An 18,942-nucleotide genomic window follows, 5' to 3' on the forward strand; every position below is an offset into this window, starting at 1 on the left:
CGATGGCCGTCGTTCCCGCGACTGCGCAGACCATCCGCCGCGCCGCGCAGACGTTGCGCGATGGAGGCGTCGTGGCGTTCCCCACCGAGACGGTCTACGGCTTGGCTGCTCTCGCGCTCGACGCCCATGCGGCGGCGCGCATCTTCGAGATCAAAGAACGGCCCTCGTTCGATCCGCTCATCGTGCACGTGAGCGACGAAGATATGCTCGCCCTCGTTGCACGCGAGATCTCGCCGGAGGCGCGCGCGCTGATGCGCCGCTTCTGGCCCGGAGCTCTCACGATCGTGCTCCCGCGTGCCGACGCCGTGCCAGGGATCGTTACCGCCGGCTTGCCGACGGTGGCGGTGCGCATGCCCTCCCATCCGGTCGCGCTCGCGCTCCTGCGCGAAACCGGCGCTCCGATCGCCGCTCCGAGTGCGAACCGCTTCGGTGGCCTGACACCGACGCGCGCGCAACACGTGGAAAAGATGCTCGGGCAGCGCGTGGAGTGCATTCTCGACGCCGGCCCGACGCAGCTCGGGGTCGAGTCGACGATCGTGCGGCTCGATCCGCGCCCCGCGCTGCTTCGTCCCGGCGCGATCGCCGCGGAGGAAATCGAAGCGATCGTGGGTCCGCTGGAGCGCAACGTGGACGAGCGCGGCGCGCCGCTCGCGCCGGGGCGGCTCGCCCATCATTACGCACCGGCGACGCCGTTGCGCGTCGTCGCGAGCGCCGGCGTCCCCCCGGCCGAGCGCCACGGATCGGGATACCTTGCATTCCAGCATGCTCCGCAGGGCTACGCAGCCGTGCGCGTGCTCTCTCCGAGCGGCGATCTCGGCGATGCGGCGGCGCGCCTCTTCGACCTGCTTCACGAGCTCGACGCACTGGGGCTCGAACGCATCGACGCCGAGCCGGTACCCGAGCGAGGGCTCGGGCTCGCGATCATGGACCGCCTCCGCCGCGCCGCGGCATAGTGCCCTGGTCGAGGAATCGAGCGCGCCGGTGCCAATACCATAACGTCATGCCGATGCGCCTTCGACGCCTCTTGTGCGTCGCATACGTCGTACTCTTTGCGCTCGTTGCGTTTACCGCGCATCCGGTCGTGGCGCAGACCGAACTCTCCGCGAAAGCCTCGCAAGACGTCGATGAGAGCTTCCATTTGCTGGAGCAGACCGCGTATCGTCAGATCGGCGCGCAACGCATCTTCGATGCGGCGCGTGCGGGACTGCTCGCGTATGCGCGCAAGCACGGCGCGAACGCCGACGTTCCCGTCGTGCGCGACTCTGGCGACGACGCGCACGCGCTGAGCGATCTCGATGCAGCGATCGAGAATACGGCAGCGGCCGCGCATGGCGACGCGACGGATTACGCGTACGCCGCGATCGCCGGCATGGCCGGCGCATTCGACGATCGCTATACGGAGTTCATGACGCCGGAGGAGTATCGCGCGTTCAACGAAGCGCTCGATCCCCAGCGCATCTCGGGCATCGGCGTGCTCGTCGAACAGGATCCCGTTTCATCGTATATCCGTTTTGCGTACGTTCTTCCGAACACTCCAGCCGACCGGGCCGGCCTGCGCATCGGCGACCTTCTGCTCTCGGTGGAGGGAACGTCGACGAAGGGCATGCCGGTCGACGGCGTGAGGAATCTCCTGCGCGGAAAAGCGGGGACTCCCGTGACGATCGAGGTTGCGTCTTCTGCAACGGCAACCCCGCGCTCCGTGACGATGACGCGTTCTGAAGTTCAGCCGCCGACGGTTGTCTTCAAGATGCTGCCGGACGGCATCGGGTACGTGTGGGTCATCGCCTTCGGGCGCGCGACGCCGGACGAGTTCAACGTCGCACTGCAGCGCTTACGCGAGCAGGGCGCGCGCGCTCTCGTACTCGATCTTCGTAACGATACCGGCGGCTATGTGAACTCGGCGCTCGACATCAGCTCGCACTTCGTGGGCGATCAAGCGCTCATGACGGTGGAAGAGCGCGGCGATCGCGCGACGACGTATCATTCGGACGACGAATCGCAGATGGGGTTGCCCATGACGGTGCTCGTGAACGGCTACACCGCATCGGCCTCGGAGATCACCGCCGGCGCGCTCCAAGACGACGGCGTGGCAACGCTCGTCGGGACGAAGACGTTCGGGAAAGGCGTGATGCAGACCCTGACCGAGCTGCCGGACGGAGCGGCGATCAAGATTACGACCGCACATTATCTGACGCCGCGGCATCGCGACATCAACCTGCGCGGCATCGCCCCCGATCTCACCGTCGACGAAAACCGCAACGCCCGCTTCGGCGAGCTGGATCGCGACGCCCAACTGCGAGCGGCGGTCGCGTACCTCCAAAGGAAGATCGCAAGCCTCCCGCGCTAGGAGTATTCTCTCGTGGGCGATTAGCTCAGCTGGGAGAGCGCCTCCCTTACACGGAGGATGTCGCAGGTTCGAGCCCTGCATCGCCCACCAAAGGAGCTCAATGGAAACTGCGAAGTGCGTTCTTACCGGCATCGAGCGTCTAGACGGCATCGCCGTGCTCACGATGCGGCGGCCGGAGCGGCGCAATGCGTTGTCGCTCGCGATGATGCGCGAGCTGACCGAGCACCTGCACGAGCTCGGCGAGGACGCGAGCGTGCGCGTCATCGTGATTGCGGGAGAAGGGGCGGCGTTTTCAGCGGGCCACGATTTGAGCGAGCTGCGCGGCCGCAACGCCGAGGAGTATCGCGAGATCTTCGACGCTTGCGTTACGCTGATGCAAGCGATACACGACGTCGCCCAGCCGGTGATCGCGGAGGTCGCGCGCATCGCGACCGCCGCCGGATGCCAGCTGGTCGCGGCGTGTGACCTTGCGGTGGCATCGACCGAGGCAACCTTCGCGACGCCCGGGGTGCGCATCGGTCTCTTCTGCAGTACGCCGATGGTGCCGTTGACGCGCGCCGTCGGGCGTAAGCGCGCCATGGAGATGCTCCTGACCGGCTCGCCGATCGACGCGGAGACAGCGTGCGCGTGGGGGCTCGTCAATCGCGTCGTTCCGCTCGAGCAACTGCGGGACGCAGTGCTTACACTGGCGCGTCGGATCGCCGAGGCGAGCGGCGCCGTCGTCGGCATCGGCAAGCGCGCGTTCTACGAGCAGATCGATCGCCCCGAGCGCGACGCCTACGTCTATACGAAAGATGTCATGACGCGCAACGCGCTGGCCGAACAGGCACAGGAGGGGATCGGCGCATTCCTCGAAAAAAGGCCGCCGCACTGGAAGGGGTAGGATAGGGCTCCCCGAAGGAGGCCTTCCTTAATGGAGCTCCCCGGCGGAATCGTGGGCGTCGCCGGTCCGGAGCGAATGCAGCAGACGTCGCCCACACCCGGTATGCGGGAAACCGCATACGCGACGGCAAGAGCCTCGCCTACGGCGAGGCCTCTTGTTTTCCGACGTGAAACGGAGAAGGGGTGCTGAGGGATTCACGCGCGCGGTTCGCGCTGTTGGTGCTGGCGGTAGGGCTGCTGGCGTGTCTCGCCGTCGCTGCGTTGCGGGTACGCACCGAGCTGCACGCACGTCGCGTTGAGATCGCCCTGGACTACGCCGATTTCATCCAGCTCGCGCGCTCGTACGATTACAATCCGGCCGCATTCCTCATCGCGCTGCGCCGCGCGGGATTGACGTCGCTTGCGCTGACCGAAGAGCTCGGCTCGGACATCGGCGGCAACGGGAAGGCGTACGCCACTACCGGTGGAGCGCTCGTCTCGCAAGCGCAGATCGCATCGCTGCGGGATCCTCTGCTCGCGCGCCTGGCCAGCTCGGGGAAGATCGACCTCAACGCCGTCTATCTCGTCGTCACCGATCGCGCCACTTTCGAGCGCTATCGAACGCAACTCCCGTTGCACTTCATGGCCAAGAGCATCCACGTGCTGCGCGATCGGTTTCCGTGGCTGATCGAGGTGCACACGCAGATCGATTACTTCAACACCGAGGGTCTCGGCATTCCGACCGATCAGCTCTTGCTTGCGAAACGCTTGGGGCTGCTCGTGATTCCGCGCCTCCAGAACGACGAGCGCTTTGCGCAGCCGCAGATGGACGCGCAGATCGGCGCCGTCCTCCGCTACGCTCCGAAAGTTTCGACCGTCGTCTTCTTCGGGCTGCGCAACGAAGTGTGGGGGTATCCCGATCGTTTGGCGGACGCCGGACGCGTCTTTCGCGAGCCCGGCCACGATTTCAACTTTGGATCGATCGAGACGTACGATCCGAGCCAAGTGCAGAAAGGCAACGTCAGTCTCGGGAGGGAGATCCCCGGGCGGATCGTGCGCGTACAAGCCATCGCGCGTCCGGAGCTCGAGAAGCTCACCCTCGACGACGTCGTCGATCGCTACGTGCTCGGCGTGCGCGAGCGCAACGTTCGCGTCGTCTATCTGCGTACGTGGCAGCATCAAGACGGAAACCTGTCGATCGAACAGACGAACGTCGAAATGGTGCGTCGCGTCGCAGACGAGCTGAAGGCGCACGGTTTCCGCCTCGGAAGAGCCACGCCGATCCCGCTCTACCGCGGCGACAACCGCATTCTCGTCGGGCTGAGCGCGCTGTGCGTTCCCGCAATCTTCTCGCTGCTGCTCCTCGCCCTGCGCTGGTACCGCCGCGATCTCGTCGTCGCCGCCTACGTCTTGACGATCGCGTTCTACGCGGCGGGCGTGGTCACGCACCACGAGCTCTTCGCCCGCTCGATGGTCGCGCTCGCCGGTGCTCTGCTCTTCGAGACCGCGGCGTTTCTCGCGCTGGGGCCGGCCTTCGAGTCGGTGCCGCAGCCCGGAACGCTCGCGCAAGGCGTACGCTCGGTGCGCTGGACGCTCGTCGCAACGGGCGTTGCATTGCTCGGCGCGCTCGTCGTCGTCGGCGTGATGAGCTCGCCTCTCGCCATGGAGGAGATCGAGCGATTCCGGGGAGTGAAGTTGGTCCTCGCGCTTCCGCCGATCGTCGCGCTCCTGCTCTATCTCTTCAGCGGGCGATACGCTGCCGGCTCGACGAGCGTGCGCGCGGTGCTCTTCACGCCGTTACGGGCGTACCAATTGATCGCCGGCCTCGCCATCCTCGGCGCGGGCGCGGTGCTGCTCATGCGCAGCGGGAACCAAAGCGAGATCGCGCCCTCGCACCTCGAGCTCGCGCTGCGGCGTGGGCTGGAAACGGTGCTCTCCGTGCGGCCGCGGCTCAAGGAGTTTCTCATCGGCTATCCCGCGATGATGCTCGTTCCCGCTCTCCTGCCGGCGCATCGCCGCGCCGTCGGGTGGCTGTTCGCGCTCGGCGCCGGCGTCGGCATCGGCGACATCGTCGACACGTTCTCGCACCTGCATACGCCGTTGCTCGTCTCGTTGCTGCGCATCTTCAACGGGCTGTGGATCGGCATCGTCATCGGCATCGCGTTGATCTGGGTCTATCGCCGCTTCGTTCGCATCGCACCTTGATGCGCGTGCTGCTCTGCGGGTATTACGGCTTCGGCAACGTCGGCGATGAAGCGATCCTCGAGGTGATCGTGCAGCGCATGCGCGCGCGCTTTCCCGACGCCGGGCTGGACGTGCTCTCTGCAACGCCGCAAGCGACCGCGACGCGCTACGGCGTGGGAGCGACGCAACGTTGGGAGTTGCGCGCCGTGCGCCGGGCGATCGCCCGCGCCGATGCGGTCGTCTGCGGCGGGGGGGGCTTGCTGCAGAGCGCCACGTCGTTGCGCAGTCTTTTCTACTACGCGGGAATCGTGCGCGAAGCGATTCGTTTGCGGCGCAAGACGATGATCTTCGCGCAATCGATCGGCCCACTGGACCGTCTCGGCGCGATGCTCGTGCGGCGATTCTGCCGCGGCGTCGACCGCGCGACCGTCCGCGACGAACGCTCGCGCGCGCTGCTCTCGTCGCTCCTTCCGGGCACGCGCGTCGAGCGCACGGCGGACCCGGTCTTTCTCTACGATGCCGCGCCGAGCGTCGATCTGACGCGCGAAGGGCTTGGCGCGGGCTCCGAACCGTACGCGATCGTCTGCGTACGCGAGGCGCCGGGTTTTGCCGCGGGCGTCGCCCTTCTCGCGCGCGCGGCCGACCGGCTCGCGCAGGCGCACGGCATCCGCGTCGCGTTCTTGCCGCTCGGAGGCGCGGCCGACGCCGCCGCCTCGACGACCGTCATCCGCGCTTGCAGCGCGCCGGCAGTGCTCCTGCCCGAGCCGGCCCTCGCGACGGCCGCGGCGGCAATCGCCGGCGCGCGCCTAGTCGTCGGAATGCGTCTGCACGCGCTCGTCCTCGCCGCACGGTACGCGGTGCCGTTCGTTGCCGTTCCCTACGATCCGAAGGTCAGCGCGCTGCTCGACGATCTCGAGTATCCGCTCGAGCCGCTGCTTCTGCCGCAGCGCGGCGCGCGCGCGCAAGACGTCGAGGCGCTCGTCGACGCCGCCGTTGCGCGGCACGACGAGCTTCGCGCGCACCTCGCAGCGCGCATCGAACGCGTGCGAGCGCTTGCGGAACGAAACTTCGACGTTCTCGGCGAACTCATGGCGGAGTGATGAGCGACGCGCAGAGGCGCGACTATCGCGCGACGCTGAATCTTCCGGCGACGAGCTTTCCGATGCAGGCGGAGCTCGCGAAGCGCGAGCCCGCGCGCGTCGCGTGGTGGCGGGAGCAGCGAACCTTCGAGCGATGCCTGGAACGCAACGCGAGCGCGCTGCCGTGGATCCTTCACGACGGCCCGCCGTATGCGAACGGCGAGCTGCACATGGGGCATTTCTTGAACATGGTGCTCAAGGACGTGTTCGTGAAGATCGCGCTGCTCGACGGGAAGTGGGCGAAGTTCGTCCCCGGGTGGGACATGCACGGCCTGCCGATCGAGCTCGAGACGCTCAAACATCTTGGCATCACCGATTTCCATACCGTCGACGCGCTCGAGCTGCGGGCGCGCTGCAAGGAACGCGCCATCTACTGGTTCGAGCGCCAGCGCGACGTGCGCATGCGCATGGGAGTCTTCGCAGACTACGACCATGCCTATCGCACGATCGACCCGTCGTACGAGGCGGTCATCGTCGACACGCTCGCGGACCTCGCCGAGCGCAACCAAATCTACAAGGGCTTGCGCGCGACGCTGTGGTGCTGGCACGACGAAACGGCTCTCGCGGAGGCCGAGATCGAGTACGAGAACAGGACGTCGCCGTCGATCTTCGTGCGCTTTGCGTTCGACGAGCGCCAGCGCGACGCGCTCGCGTCCGTGCTCGGCGTCGATCTCCCGCGCGAGAAGACGGCGGTGGTCGTCTGGACGACGACGCCGTGGACGCTTCCGGGAAACTCGGGCGTCGCGCTCCACCCGGACGCGGCGTACGCGCTCTACGATCTCGGCGACGAAGCGCTGCTCGTGGCCGAGGCGCTGGCGCCGGCGACGCTCGGCGAGCGGTACGCGGCGGCGAAGAAGATCGCCTCGACTACAGGCCGCAATCTGCGCGGGCTGCGGGCGCGCAATCCTCTCTTCGATCGCGATTCGGAGATCGTGCTCGCGGAGTACGTCGACCTCGAAACGGGAACGGGTGCGGTGCACACGGCGCCCGGACACGGTGCCGAAGACTTCGAGACCGGCACGGCCAACGGGCTGGCGATTCGCAATCCGGTGGATGCCGCCGGGCACTTCACCGCGGAGGCCGGGCCGTACGCGGGTATGCAGATCTTCGACGCCAACGCGACGATCGTCGGCGATCTTCGCGCCAACGGTACGCTGCTGCGTGCGGAGGAGATCGTCCACTCGTACCCACACTGCTGGCGCTGCCACAATCCGGTGATCTTCCGCGCGACGTCTCAGTGGTTCATCGCGATGGATCGCAACGATCTGCGCGCGCGCGCGCTCGACGCGACGAACGGGGTCACGTACACTCCGCAATGGGGGCGCGAACGCCAGCGCCAGATGATCGAACGGCATCCCGAGTGGTGCATCTCGCGCCAGCGCACGTGGGGAACGCCGATTCCGGCGGTCACGTGCCTCGCGTGCGCGCAATCGGTTCTCGATCCGGCCGTTGCGCGCAATGCCGCGCGGCGCTTCGCGCAGGTGGGCGCCGATGCGTGGTGGCGCGACGCCGTCGCGACGTATCTGCCGGCGGGTTTTGCGTGTCCCTCCTGCGGCGGCACGGCCTTCGCCGCCGAGCGCGACATCGTCGACATTTGGTTCGAATCCGGCGTGACGCATCTCGCGGTGCTCGGGCACGGCGGCCTGCCGTGGCCGTGCGATGCCGTGATCGAAGGAGGAGACCAGTACCGGGGCTGGTTCCGCAGCTCGCTCGTCATCGCGGCCGCGCTGCGCGGCGAGGCTCCCTATCGGCACGTCGTCAAGAACGGATGGGTCAACGACGAAGAGGGGCGTGCGATGTCGAAGTCGCGTGGTACCGGCATCGACGCGCGCGACGCGATGGATCGGTACGGCGCCGACGTGCTGCGTCTGTGGGCCGCGTCCGTGGAGTTCGTCGACGACGTGCGATTCGGCCCGAACGTCGTGGCGCAGGTCGGGCGCGTCTATCGGAACGTTCGCAATCGCATCCGGTTCATGCTCGGCAACATCGGGGATCTCGCGCCGGAGGCGATCGTCGAGCGCGCCGACCTGCCGCCGCTGGACGCGCTCGCCGATGAATACGCGGCACAGAAGCTCGGCGAAATCGCCGACTTGTACGACGTCGCGGACATTCACGGCGCGTATCTCGCGCTCGTCGAGCTCGAGAGCGGGCTCTCGGCGCTCTACTTCGACGCGGTGAAGGACCCGCTCTATTCGCGTGCCGCCGGCGATCCTCGCCGCCGTGCGGCTCAGTCCGTGCTCTTTCGCATCTTGCGCGGCTTTCTCGCCGCGGTCGCACCCGTGCTTTCGTTCACCGCCGAGGAGGCGTGGCAAGCCGTGCCGGAGCCGCTGCGTGCGCAAGCCGGCTCGGTTTTCGACCTGCGCTTCGTCCGCGCGATCGCCCGCGATGCCGGGGCGGCGCAGCAATGGGCGGCGCTGCGAGCGCTGCGCGCGGCCGTTGCGGCAAATGCCGAGTACCGCGATTTCGAAGCCAAGGCGATCGTGCAGATGTCGCCGGAGCAGCGCGAGCGCTTGGCGAGGTTCGGCGACGACGACCTGCGCGAAGCGCTGGTCGTCTCACAGATCGAGATTCGCCTCTCGAATACGCACGCGACGGCTCCCACGGTCGGCATCATTGCCGCCGAAGGCGAGAAGTGCGCGCGATGCTGGAAGTACCGGCGGCTCGGTGGCGATGCGGCGCACCCGTCGATCTGCGACGAGTGCGCCGTCGTCGTCCGCGAGCTTGAAAGGCGCGCCCGCTAGCAACGCCAGAAGCCGTCGCGCCAGGAGTAGCCGCGCCAGGTACGGACCCAGTGCCCCGGGACCCAGCCGCAGCCGCGGCGCCTGCCCGACCAGTAGCCGCCTGTCCAGACCCAGCGCCCTCGCCAAGCCCAGTGACCGCCGATCCACACGTATCCAGGATGGGGACGCGGCGGCTCGTACTCGCGGCGCGGTGCCGGAGGCGGGCCGACGCGTACGTAGATCTGGGCCGACGCCGGCGCCAAACCCAAGCCGGTGAGTCCGGAGAGCCCGGAGATGAAGGCGAGTGCTAGGAAGAGTCTCTTCACGTAAACCTCCTTCGTACGGTGCGTCCGCTGGAGCATCCCGGCGTTCTCGGGATTCTACGATTCCAGCGATGCCTTGGTTGCTCTCTCTACCGTTCCCCGATAGAAGCTCGCCCAATCCCCGGCTTCGATTGCCGACCGTGCCTCGTCCATCAGCGCGTTCAAGAGATACACGTTGTGGTACGAGAGCAGGCGCGGACCGAGCATCTCGTTCGCGCGGAAGAGATGCGCGAGGTACGCGCGCGTGAACGTCGTGCAGACCGCGCAAGAGCAGTCGCGATCGATCGGCGAGAGGTCGCGCGTGAAGGCCGCGTTGCGAATGTGGAACTCACCGTCGCGCGTCATCGCGCGTCCGTTGCGCCCGCAGCGCGTTGGGTAGACGCAGTCGAACATGTCGATGCCGCAATCGACGGCGAGCAGAACGTCGCGAACCGTTCCGACGCCCATCAAATACCGCGGCCGATCCTGGGGCAGCAGCTCGGCGCAGAACCGCGCTGCGGTCTCCATCTCTGCGCGCGTCTCGCCGACCGAGAGCCCGCCGATCGCATAGCCGTCGAAGTCCAGCGCGACCAGCTCGCGCGCGCTGCGCTCGCGCAACGCGCGGTCCAACCCGCCTTGCACGATGCCGAATACCGCGGTCGCATCGCGCGTGCGCGCCTCGAGCGAGCGACGTGCCCAGCGCGTCGTGAGCGCGACGGCGCGCTCGAGCTCGCCGGGGCTCGCCGGAAGCCGCACGCAGACGTCGAGCGCCATCGCGATGTCGACGCCGAGCGCCTCTTCGAACGCGATCACGGTTTCGGGCGTGAAACGATGCGGGCTGCCGTCGAGGTGCGACGCGAAGGTGACGCCGTCGTCGTCGAGCGTTCGGCGCTCGCGCAAGCTGAAGATTTGAAACCCGCCGGAGTCGGTGAGGATCGGGCCGTCCCAGGCCATGAAGCGATGGAGGCCGCCGGCGGCGGCGACGATCTCGCGTCCCGGTCGTAGCCAGAGATGGTACGTGTTGGCCAGCACGATCTGCGTTCCGGCCTCGCGCAGTTCGTGCGGCGTCAAGCCCTTGACCGTGGCCGCCGTTCCAACCGGCATGAACGCCGGCGTTTCGACGATGCCGTGTGCGGTGCGCAGCGTTGCGCGCCGCGCGAGGCCGTCGCGCGCGCGAACGCCGAACTGCAGGCTCACGTCTGCTCGAGCATCGCCCGTGCGCGCGCGTACGATGCGGGCGGCTCGACCTCGAACGCCATCGGTTCGCGCGTTCGTGGATGCTGGAAGGCGAGCCGCCACGCGTGCAAAGCTTGCCCGGGCAAACCGAAGCGCGGCTCTTCGTGTCCGTACAACGGATCGTTCAGCAGCGGGTGCCTCATGGCAGCCGCATGGACGCGAATCTGGTGCGTCCGGCCGGTTTCGAGCGTAAACGAAAGCTCCGCATGCCGCTTCCACGCGTCGCGCACGGCGTAATTGGTCACCGCGGGCTTTCCCGCGGCGACGACGGCGTATTTGAAACGGTTGTGCGGATCGCGGCCGATGGGACCGTCGATGCGGCCGCGCGCATGTTCCGGAACGCCGTGCACGAGACCGAGATACTCGCGCGTCACGCGCCGCGCCATCATCGCCTTGCCGAGCCGGCGCAACGCCTCCTCGTTCTTCGCCACGACGAGCAGCCCCGACGTGTCGCGGTCGAGGCGGTGGACGAGGCCCGCGCGCAGCGGGTCGCCGGGCAAGCTGCCGGCGTGTGCGAGCAGCGCGTTGACGAGCGTGCCGCCCGGCGCGCCGTGCGCGGGATGCGTCACCATGCCGGCGGCCTTGTCGACGACGATCACGTCGTCGTCTTCGAACACGACGTGCAACGCGATCGGCTCTGCGACGGCGACGAGCGGGACGCGCTGCGGGATCTCGAAGGTCAGCACGTCGCCCGCGTCGAGCACGCGGCTGGGCTTCGATGCCTCGCCGTTGACGCGCAGCAGGCCGTCGCGTGCCGCTTGCGTGACGAGCGAACGGGAGGCTCCGGAGAGGCGCGCGCACAGGACGTCGGCGCGTAGGCCGGCCTCGTCAGCGTTGACGGCGTGGGGTGACACGTAGCGTCGATAGCAAAAGGAGAACTACGCCGATCGTAATGCACGAATCGGCGACGTTGAACGTGAAGCGCCAGATATCGGGAAAACGGTAGAAGTCGATGAAGTCGACGACGTACCCGAAGTGCACGCGGTCGATGATGTTCGAGACCGCGCCGCCCAGGATGAGCCCGAACGCGACGCGCACGAGCGTGGATCGCTCGGCCGCATCGCGAAAGCTCAGCCAGAAAACCGCAAGCACGACGAGCGCCATGCCGACGAGCAAAAACGCATTGCTGCCGAGCAGCCCGAAGGCCCCGTGGTAGTTCGGCTCGGGCGCGATGCGCAGCCAACCCGGGATGACGTCCTTGTGCCCGCACCACGGAATGCATTGGCCGTCGAAGTAGAGATGCGTGATGACGTAGCGTTTCGACAGCTGGTCGGCGATCAAGACCGCAACGGCAATGAAGCCGATCGCGGCGACGCGGAGGCTGCTTGCGCGCGGGCTAGAGCTTGGGGACTGGGACAAAGCGATAGAACCATCCTGCGACGTTGAGGAATGCGTCGTTCGCGAGCACGAGCCCGACCGCGACGAGAAACGCACCGGCGACAAACTCGATCGCACCGAGCGCGCGCCGCACGCGAGCGAGCCACGGAAGGATCGCGTCGATGGCGGCTGCCACGAGAAGGAACGGCACGGCGAGCCCGAGGGAGTAGCACAGGAGCAGGAACGCCGCCATGCCGTTGTGCTGCTGGGAGGCGAGCGCGAGTATCGCTGCGAGAATCGGCCCGATGCACGGCGTCCACCCGGCAGCGAATGCAATGCCGACGATGAGGGACGTCCATAGCGTGCGTCGCTCGTGCGCCACCTGCACGCGCGTGTCGCGCATGATGAACGGGATGCGTTTGATCATGCCCATCATCTGCAGGCCGAGCACGATGACGACGATGCCGCCGATCTCGGCGATCACGCGCCGGTTCGCGCCGAGTAGCGCGCCGAGCTCGCTTGCGGTGAGGCCTAGGACGATGAAGACGATCATGAACCCGGCGATGAATGCCGCGGCGTGCGGAAGCGCGCGTGCGGCTGCGCGCTCGCCCTCGCGCAGCTCTTCGAGGCTCTCGCCCGTGAGCAACGAGAGATACGCCGGTACGAGCGGCAGCACGCACGGCGACACGAACGATACGAGCCCGGCAACGAACGCGATGCCGGCCGAAAGGGGGGCGGTCGAGGTCATCGGCTGCCAGAAGTTGGCTTGCAGGTCGCCTCGCGCCTGTCAAACAAACCGGGCGCATGCACCAATGGTTCTCGTACCCGAACATCGACCCGATCGCAATCCATATCGGGCGCTTCGGGATCCACTGGTACGGCATCTCCTATCTGGTCGGCTTCCTCTGCGTCTACCTTTGGATGAGCCGCCCGGCCGCGTTGCGCCGCCTGGGCCTCACGCGCGAGCAGGTGCAGGATTTCATCTTCTACGCCGTGATCGGCGTGTTGATCGGCGGGCGGCTGCTCTTCGTGATCGCCGACATGCTCACACCCACCCAGAGCGGCGGGCACAGCGCTGCGTTCTACTTCCAGAACCCGATCAATCTCATCGCGGTCTGGCAAGGCGGCATGGCGTTCCACGGCGGGCTCATCGGCGTCATCGTCGCGATCTACCTCTTCGTGCGCAAGCACCCGGGCTTGACGATGACCGCGCTCGCCGACGAGATCGTCATGCTCGTGCCGATCGGCATCGCGTTGACGCGGGTCGTCAACTTCATCAACGACGAGCTATGGGGGCGCGTCTGCGTTCCCAATCATCCGTATTGCATCGTCTTTCCGAGCGCGCCGCTGGTCAGCGGAATCAACCTTCCTCGCTATCCGTCGCAGCTCTTCGAGGCGGTGCTCGACATCGCCACGCTGCCGATCCTGCTGCTCGTCTATCGCGCGAAGCCGCGCAACGGCGTCGTCGCGTGGACGTGGTTTCTTCTCTACGGCATCACGCGCTCGGTTGCAGAGATCTGGCGTGAGCCGGGGATCCTCGTCTTCGGCGTCGTCACCGGTGGGCAGCTCCTCGCGTTGCCGATGATTGCGATCGGGGCCGCCGGCATCTGGTACTGCGCCACGCGCGGCCGGCCACAGGAGCACGTCGAACGAACGGCGTGAGCACCGTTTGCGGCTACGCCGCGCTGCGTGCCGCGGTCGATGCCGAGGCCCGTGCCTGCGGACGAGATCCGCATAGCGTCACGCTCGTCGGGGTGGCGAAGCGCCAGCCGGTGGAAGCGGTGGCGCAGGCAATCGCCGCCGGGCTGAAAGACGTCGCCGAAAACTACGTCCAGGAGGCGCGCCTCGCGTTTGCGCGGCTGCCGCCGGTGCGGCGCCATTTCGTCGGCCACGTGCAGACGAACAAGGCCAAGGCCCTCGTCGAGCTTTTCGACGTCGTGCAGAGCGTCGACCGCCTTGACGCAGGCCTTGCGCTCGCCGTCGCCGCCGAGCGCGCGGGGCGCGTGCTTCCGGTGCTGATTCAGCTCAACGTCTCGGCGGCCGAGCGGTTCGGCTGCCCTCCCTCAGAGGGTGAGCGCCTTGCCGAGCAGTTGCGCGCCCGGGAGGCGCTTCGCGTCGATGGCGTCATGGCGATCGGACCGCTCGCCGCCGACCGCCGCGCGATAGCCGAAGCTTTCGCGCTCGCCGCAAAGACGTTTGCGCAGATAGGTGGAAGTACGCTCTCGATGGGAATGTCGGGAGACTGGCGCGAGGCAGTGCGCGCGGGCTCGACGATGCTGAGGATAGGGACGGCACTGTTCGGCGAACGGGGTCCCGTGCTGCGGAGTCAGCGTGGGGGCGCGCAGTGACGTCGAGGCCGCGAAGCAAAGGGGGATGCAATGTTTGAGAAAATCGGCTCGTTCTTCTCGTTGCGTGACGAAGAAAGCGAGGAGTATTACGAAGACGAGGAATCCCCGGGCCCTTCGCGGGTCGTTCCCCTCTCGAAGGGAGGGCGCCGCCAAGGCGTCGAGGTCGGGCTCTTCTCGCCCCGCAGCTTCCAAGACGTCGTCGAAATCGCAGACGCGTTGCGCGGCAAGCACGTCGTGATCGTCAATCTGCAGAATGCGGACCGCTCGCTCTTGCAGCGCGTCGTCGATTTCACGTCCGGCGTCGCCTACACGATCGACGGCAAGATTCAAAAGCTGGCAGAGTCGATCTATCTCGTCGTGCCCGCAGGCGTCGTCGTGAACGCGGACGGAATGCGCGATGCGATGATGGCCGGTACCCTCGAGTTCGTGACGAAGTAAAGGGCTGTGAGCATGCAAAAGATTACGCCGGTCGACATCCAGCACAAGACCTTCAAGCGGGCGCTGCAAGGCTACGACCGCGCCGAGGTCGATCAGTACTTGGACGAGGTCATCGAGTCGATGGAGGACGGCGCGACCTATCGCGCCGCGCTCGAAGCGGAGATCGCCGATCTCAAGGAGCGCATCAGTCATTTCAAAGCGATGGAAGAGTCGCTCCACAATACCCTCGTGCTCGCGCAGCGCACGGCGGACGAGGTCAAGGCGTCAGCGCACAAAGAATCGGATTTGATCAAGGAGCAGGCGCGTCTGGCGGCCGAGCGCGAGATCGCCGGGTACAACGAAGCGATCTCCGAAGTGCGGCGCGAGCACCAGCGCTCGATCGAGGAAACGGAGAAGACGCGCAGCGAGCTGCGCAGCCTGCTGATGACGCACCTGTCGTTGCTGGAGAAGAGTCCTTCAGGAGCCTCCTCGCGCGGCGAGCGGCGCACCGTCGCCGAAACCGTGAACGGCGAGATCGGCGGCGAAGAGCTCGAGGTCGAGATCGACCGCGTCAAGACGTTCTAGCCGCCCAGCGCCCGCGGCTCCGACTCGAACGACTTCCCTTTAGGGGCAAATCGGGCAGGCTCAGATCGAGGTGCTTGTTCCGCTTCAAAACTTCAGGAGACCACGCGACCGCGCTTGAACTTTACACCCGGTGCCGGGTTATCTTACTCAGTGGGCTTCACCCTATGCTCGCCTCATGGAACTATTGGAGCTCCTGAGGGGGTCTAAAACCATCATGGCTGAACGTCTGCCAACCGGCGAGCTGGTCCTGCTGACGAGGGACGTCCTCGAGGAGCATGTGCAGTTACGGCGGGAAAGAACCATACGGCTGGAGGATGTCCGCCAGACCATAGTTAGCCCGGATGCGATTTATGATGACGGGCGCCCCGCTCATAGCGCGAAGGGTAAATATTTTGCAACGAGGCTTAAGCCTGATCCGTATGGGACCGTCAAAGTGAAGAGACTAACCGTCCATCTCAAGCGTTGCAGGAAACTCGGGGTATTCCCGGTGTCGTTTGTTACAACAGCTATGCTAACCAGGAGGCTCCCGCCCCAGGCGAAGCTACGTTGGAAAAGAGATAGCGTGATCGTATGATAATGCATGGAACAATGAAGAGCGAAAGACAGGAGTTGAACGGCAAGCCATACACGCTAGACTTCGACCGTGATTTTCTGCATATCACAAAAGAGTCGCGACCGGTGGCCTTTTCAGACTATTTTCCGGTCCCGGGCGTTCCGAATGAGTACATTATCATCGACTTCGACAAGGACGCTCGCGTTGTTGGCTACGCTTTTGAGGGGATCTTAGTGCGGTGGGCTGATCGATCCCTCAAGAACCGGATTGCGCTCGCCTTAGCCCGGGCGGGGATGAATGCAAAAAGCGTGTCCCTGGCTTCGCGCATCATTGCAGAGGCGGCTAAGCAATTCATAGGTAGCGCAGTTCCTAGCACGGACGCAAACGGCCGACTCCCTGCATACGCCCGCTAAAGCGCATGCAGAGGGTCGCTTACGGCCGCCTGGCGGTTCTTCGGCGATTCACGCGGCGGTAACAAGGCCGTAACCACGATGCAATAGCGCCGCGGTACGCTCGGCGCGATGGACGCAATCGCCTGGGCGGCAAGCGCGATGGTCGCCGCACGAACGCGGCTCGAAATCGCTGCCGACAATCTCGCAAACGTTTCGACCGACGGTTTTCGCGGTAGCCTCGCGCGCGGTTCGTTGACGGCGCGCGGCGTCGCTATCGCGCGCGCGCCGATCGCGCGCCACGGCGCCTTGATGCACACGGGCCGCACCGACGATCGCGCAATCGTCGGAGACGGCGCGTTTCTCTTGCGCGACGCGCGAGGGCGGATCGTCGAGACGCGAAGCGGCGCCTTCGTACGGGGCGCAGATGGCAGGCTGCGCGACGATGCGGGGCGCGTGCTCGTTGCAACGCGCCTTTCGCGCGGGAGCAGCGTGCGCAGCGGATTTCTCGAAGCCGCAAACGTGGACGCGATCGGCCAAATGGTAGCGATGCTGGCGGCTCAGCGCGGCTTCGAGAGCGCGGAACACGTCGTCGCGGCGATCGATCGGACGCGGCACGAAGCGGCGAGCGACGTCGCCAAGGCGGCGTAGATGGACCGTGCTTTGTACGCGGCTGCAACCGGAATGGCGGCGCAGCAGCTCAACCTCGACGTTCTCGCAAACGACCTCGCCAACGCGGACGTCGCCGGCTTCAAAGGATCGGCCGCGAGCTTCACGGAGCTCGCCGCGCCGGGCGAGGTCGGCTTGGGAACGGTGGCGCTTGGCGAGCACGTCGTGCTCGCGCAAGGGCGCCTCTCGAAGGCAACGGGTTCGTTCGACATGGCGATCGACGGGCCGGGGTTTTTCGCCGTGACCGGCAATCGCGGGGAGCGCGCGTACACGCGGGACGGCGAGTTCTCGCGCGGCGCCGACGGTAGGCTGCGCAACGCACTTGGCTACGCGCTCGACGGCGTGCGCATTCCAAACGACGCGATCTCCGCGGCCGTCGCGCAAGACGGCACGGTCAGCGTGACGACGGCGCGCGGCAACGCCGTCGCCGGACGCGTTACGCTGGCGCAGTTCCCAGCGCCCGAACATCTGCGCAGCCTCGGCGGTACGCTCTTTGAAGCAACCCGCGCCTCCGGAACGCCGCGACTCCTCGCCCCGGGAGGGCGAGGACCGCGCGTCCGCTTCGGCATGCTCGAGGAGTCGAACGTCTCGATCATCGAGGCGATGATGTCCATGCTTGCAGCGCAACGCGCGTACGAGGCCGACGCCAAAGGCGTCCAGGCCGCAGACGAGATGCTGCGCATCGCCAACAACCTGCAGCGTGGATAGCGCGGCCGCTCGGCAGGCTGGCGTCGTTTTCGAGGCGATGCTCCTGCAGATGACGCTCGCGCCGCTCGCGCGATCGGATGCGGCGCTCGGCAGGCTCGGAATGGCGTACGTTGCACAGTCGGTCGCGGAGCACGACGCGCGCGGTTTCGGCGCGGCGATCGCCGCATGGTTGGAGCGCCGCCATGCCTGATCGCGACGCACGCGTGCGCGCGCTGCTGCCGCTCGTTCGCCGCATCGCGCGGCGGGTTCATCGCGTGATTCCCCGCGCGGATCTCGGCGACTTGATCGGCGATGGAAGCGTGGGCCTCGTCCGGGCGGTCGACGCGTACGATCCGTCGCGCGGTGTGACGCTCGAGTATTTCGCGCGCAAGCTCATCGTCGGTGCGATGCTCAACGGCTTGCGCCGGCTCGACTCCGTACCGGAGCGCGTGCGCCGCACCGCGCGCCTCGGGGAGCGCGAACGTTACACGCTTGCCGTGATGCACGGTACGGTACCATCGACGCGCGAGATGGCGCGCCGCTACCCCGGGTTCGAGCGAGCCGAATGTGCTGCGTATCGCTCGCTCGCGCTCTCGCTCGACGCGCCGCTGCCCCTCGGAGAGCGCCTGACGCCCGACGCCGGGGCAGATCCGGCGTGCCTGACGGCCGACAACGACGAGCGCGCCTATCTGCAGTCACTCGTCTGCGCGCTTCCGGAGCGGCAGCGCCGCCTGCTTCTCGCGCACTACTATGGCGCGGAGTCGCTGCGCCGCATCGGCGCTGCGTGGAACATCTCCTCGCAACGAGCGTCGCAGATACATATCGCGGCGATCGCGCGTCTGCGCAAGGCGTTTTATGCTGCGTCGCGTCGAGTCTGACGATGCCCTCGAGCGCGGGGACCTACGCGCGCTCGCGCCGCGCGAGAACGCTGCAGTACCGTCGCTGCAGCTCGACGCGGACGCGCACGCCGAGCTTCTGCCGCACGGCCATCCGAAGTGGGTGCGCGACGGCGTCGCGATATCGTCGCGCGCGCGCGAGCTGCTTACGCGGGTTCGGCCGGTCGTCGTGCGCGTGCTGCACTTCTGGGATCACGGCGTACGCGCCATTCTCGTCAGCGGCCGGCGGGTGCACGTCGATCCCAGCGGCTGCTACCGAACCGAGTGAAGGGGGTTCTTACGGCGGGTTCTT

The 18,942-nt window shown here is 66.8% G+C and carries 21 protein-coding genes and 1 tRNA gene; 17 read left to right on the forward strand and 5 right to left on the reverse strand.

Going from position 1 to position 18,942, the window contains the following annotated elements; genetic code table 11:
- Nucleotides 1-2: 2 nt before the first annotated feature.
- From VMV82_07755 to ileS, 7 genes are all read left to right on the forward strand, one after another.
- Nucleotides 3-953 (forward strand): L-threonylcarbamoyladenylate synthase, encoded by a 951-nt coding sequence (locus tag VMV82_07755; protein ID HUY41446.1) that lies wholly within the window; start codon nucleotides 3-5, stop codon nucleotides 951-953.
- A gap of 47 nt (nucleotides 954-1,000) precedes the next feature.
- Nucleotides 1,001-2,347, forward strand: coding sequence for a S41 family peptidase (locus tag VMV82_07760; protein HUY41447.1), 1,347 nt, complete (start codon nucleotides 1,001-1,003; stop codon nucleotides 2,345-2,347).
- 14 nt (nucleotides 2,348-2,361) lie between these two features.
- Nucleotides 2,362-2,437 (forward strand) — tRNA-Val (locus tag VMV82_07765).
- 10 nt (nucleotides 2,438-2,447) lie between these two features.
- The gene (locus tag VMV82_07770) at nucleotides 2,448-3,230 is read left to right on the forward strand and encodes an enoyl-CoA hydratase (GenBank protein HUY41448.1); all 783 of its coding nucleotides are present in this window, start codon (nucleotides 2,448-2,450) and stop codon (nucleotides 3,228-3,230) included.
- 182 nt (nucleotides 3,231-3,412) lie between these two features.
- Nucleotides 3,413-5,413 (forward strand): DUF5693 family protein, encoded by a 2,001-nt coding sequence (locus tag VMV82_07775; protein ID HUY41449.1) that lies wholly within the window; start codon nucleotides 3,413-3,415, stop codon nucleotides 5,411-5,413.
- Entirely contained in the window at nucleotides 5,413-6,492 is a 1,080-nt protein-coding gene (gene csaB, locus VMV82_07780) for a polysaccharide pyruvyl transferase CsaB (protein ID HUY41450.1), read from the forward strand. The genes VMV82_07775 and csaB overlap by 1 nt, the downstream gene beginning before the upstream one ends.
- The gene (gene ileS / locus VMV82_07785) at nucleotides 6,492-9,272 is read left to right on the forward strand and encodes an isoleucine--tRNA ligase (protein ID HUY41451.1); all 2,781 of its coding nucleotides are present in this window, start codon (nucleotides 6,492-6,494) and stop codon (nucleotides 9,270-9,272) included. Before csaB ends, ileS begins: the two co-directional genes overlap by 1 nt.
- Here the strand turns inward: ileS and VMV82_07790 are convergent.
- From VMV82_07790 to VMV82_07810, 5 genes are all read right to left on the reverse strand, one after another.
- Nucleotides 9,269-9,520, reverse strand: a complete 252-nt coding sequence (locus tag VMV82_07790; protein HUY41452.1) for a hypothetical protein — start codon at nucleotides 9,518-9,520, stop codon at nucleotides 9,269-9,271. The genes ileS and VMV82_07790 overlap by 4 nt on opposite strands.
- Nucleotides 9,521-9,631: 111 nt before the next feature.
- Entirely contained in the window at nucleotides 9,632-10,750 is a 1,119-nt protein-coding gene (tgt, locus tag VMV82_07795; GenBank protein HUY41453.1) for a tRNA guanosine(34) transglycosylase Tgt, read from the reverse strand.
- On the reverse strand, nucleotides 10,747-11,643 hold the full coding sequence (locus VMV82_07800; GenBank protein HUY41454.1) for an RluA family pseudouridine synthase: 897 nt from the start codon (nucleotides 11,641-11,643) through the stop codon (nucleotides 10,747-10,749). Before VMV82_07800 ends, tgt begins: the two co-directional genes overlap by 4 nt.
- The gene (gene lspA / locus VMV82_07805; protein HUY41455.1) at nucleotides 11,618-12,148 is read right to left on the reverse strand and encodes a signal peptidase II; all 531 of its coding nucleotides are present in this window, start codon (nucleotides 12,146-12,148) and stop codon (nucleotides 11,618-11,620) included. The genes VMV82_07800 and lspA overlap by 26 nt, the downstream gene beginning before the upstream one ends.
- Complete coding sequence (locus VMV82_07810) at nucleotides 12,126-12,854, reverse strand: cytochrome c biogenesis protein CcdA (GenBank protein HUY41456.1); 729 nt, start codon at nucleotides 12,852-12,854, stop codon at nucleotides 12,126-12,128. The genes lspA and VMV82_07810 overlap by 23 nt, the downstream gene beginning before the upstream one ends.
- Before the next feature lie 56 nt (nucleotides 12,855-12,910).
- Here VMV82_07810 and lgt point away from each other — a divergent pair, with 56 nt between their 5' ends.
- From lgt to VMV82_07860, 10 genes are all read left to right on the forward strand, one after another.
- Complete coding sequence (lgt, locus tag VMV82_07815) at nucleotides 12,911-13,768, forward strand: prolipoprotein diacylglyceryl transferase (protein ID HUY41457.1); 858 nt, start codon at nucleotides 12,911-12,913, stop codon at nucleotides 13,766-13,768.
- Nucleotides 13,765-14,454, forward strand: a complete 690-nt coding sequence (locus VMV82_07820) for a YggS family pyridoxal phosphate-dependent enzyme (protein ID HUY41458.1) — start codon at nucleotides 13,765-13,767, stop codon at nucleotides 14,452-14,454. The genes lgt and VMV82_07820 overlap by 4 nt, the downstream gene beginning before the upstream one ends.
- 30 nt (nucleotides 14,455-14,484) lie before the next feature.
- Nucleotides 14,485-14,892, forward strand: a complete 408-nt coding sequence (sepF, locus tag VMV82_07825) for a cell division protein SepF (protein ID HUY41459.1) — start codon at nucleotides 14,485-14,487, stop codon at nucleotides 14,890-14,892.
- 12 nt (nucleotides 14,893-14,904) lie between these two features.
- A complete protein-coding gene (locus tag VMV82_07830) occupies nucleotides 14,905-15,456 on the forward strand; it encodes a DivIVA domain-containing protein (GenBank protein HUY41460.1) in 552 nt (183 codons plus the stop codon).
- 570 nt (nucleotides 15,457-16,026) lie between these two features.
- Nucleotides 16,027-16,422 (forward strand): hypothetical protein, encoded by a 396-nt coding sequence (locus VMV82_07835; GenBank protein ID HUY41461.1) that lies wholly within the window; start codon nucleotides 16,027-16,029, stop codon nucleotides 16,420-16,422.
- A gap of 108 nt (nucleotides 16,423-16,530) precedes the next feature.
- Complete coding sequence (locus VMV82_07840; protein HUY41462.1) at nucleotides 16,531-17,049, forward strand: flagellar basal body rod C-terminal domain-containing protein; 519 nt, start codon at nucleotides 16,531-16,533, stop codon at nucleotides 17,047-17,049.
- The gene (locus VMV82_07845; protein HUY41463.1) at nucleotides 17,050-17,775 is read left to right on the forward strand and encodes a flagellar hook-basal body complex protein; all 726 of its coding nucleotides are present in this window, start codon (nucleotides 17,050-17,052) and stop codon (nucleotides 17,773-17,775) included.
- Entirely contained in the window at nucleotides 17,768-17,965 is a 198-nt protein-coding gene (locus tag VMV82_07850) for a hypothetical protein (protein HUY41464.1), read from the forward strand. The genes VMV82_07845 and VMV82_07850 overlap by 8 nt, the downstream gene beginning before the upstream one ends.
- The gene (locus tag VMV82_07855) at nucleotides 17,958-18,632 is read left to right on the forward strand and encodes a sigma-70 family RNA polymerase sigma factor (GenBank protein ID HUY41465.1); all 675 of its coding nucleotides are present in this window, start codon (nucleotides 17,958-17,960) and stop codon (nucleotides 18,630-18,632) included. Before VMV82_07850 ends, VMV82_07855 begins: the two co-directional genes overlap by 8 nt.
- Nucleotides 18,610-18,918 carry a hypothetical protein gene (locus VMV82_07860; GenBank protein HUY41466.1) on the forward strand — a complete coding sequence of 103 codons (309 nt, stop codon included), beginning with the start codon at nucleotides 18,610-18,612 and terminating at the stop codon, nucleotides 18,916-18,918. Before VMV82_07855 ends, VMV82_07860 begins: the two co-directional genes overlap by 23 nt.
- Nucleotides 18,919-18,942 lie beyond the last annotated feature (24 nt).

Source organism: Candidatus Dormiibacterota bacterium, from assembly GCA_035532035.1.
GTDB lineage: Bacteria > Vulcanimicrobiota > Vulcanimicrobiia > Vulcanimicrobiales > Vulcanimicrobiaceae > Tyrphobacter.

Coding starts and splice junctions, on each gene's coding strand:
- VMV82_07840 (HUY41462.1), top strand. CDS start 16,531: ATGGACGCAATCGCCTGGGCGGCAAGCGCGATGGTCGCCGCACGAACG.
- VMV82_07760 (HUY41447.1), top strand. CDS start 1,001: ATGCCGATGCGCCTTCGACGCCTCTTGTGCGTCGCATACGTCGTACTC.
- VMV82_07845 (HUY41463.1), top strand. CDS start 17,050: ATGGACCGTGCTTTGTACGCGGCTGCAACCGGAATGGCGGCGCAGCAG.
- VMV82_07810 (HUY41456.1), bottom strand. CDS start 12,854: ATGACCTCGACCGCCCCCCTTTCGGCCGGCATCGCGTTCGTTGCCGGG.
- VMV82_07860 (HUY41466.1), top strand. CDS start 18,610: ATGCTGCGTCGCGTCGAGTCTGACGATGCCCTCGAGCGCGGGGACCTA.
- VMV82_07835 (HUY41461.1), top strand. CDS start 16,027: ATGATAATGCATGGAACAATGAAGAGCGAAAGACAGGAGTTGAACGGC.
- VMV82_07855 (HUY41465.1), top strand. CDS start 17,958: ATGCCTGATCGCGACGCACGCGTGCGCGCGCTGCTGCCGCTCGTTCGC.
- VMV82_07770 (HUY41448.1), top strand. CDS start 2,448: ATGGAAACTGCGAAGTGCGTTCTTACCGGCATCGAGCGTCTAGACGGC.
- VMV82_07830 (HUY41460.1), top strand. CDS start 14,905: ATGCAAAAGATTACGCCGGTCGACATCCAGCACAAGACCTTCAAGCGG.
- lgt (HUY41457.1), top strand. CDS start 12,911: ATGCACCAATGGTTCTCGTACCCGAACATCGACCCGATCGCAATCCAT.
- ileS (HUY41451.1), top strand. CDS start 6,492: ATGAGCGACGCGCAGAGGCGCGACTATCGCGCGACGCTGAATCTTCCG.
- csaB (HUY41450.1), top strand. CDS start 5,413: ATGCGCGTGCTGCTCTGCGGGTATTACGGCTTCGGCAACGTCGGCGAT.
- VMV82_07755 (HUY41446.1), top strand. CDS start 3: ATGGCCGTCGTTCCCGCGACTGCGCAGACCATCCGCCGCGCCGCGCAG.
- sepF (HUY41459.1), top strand. CDS start 14,485: ATGTTTGAGAAAATCGGCTCGTTCTTCTCGTTGCGTGACGAAGAAAGC.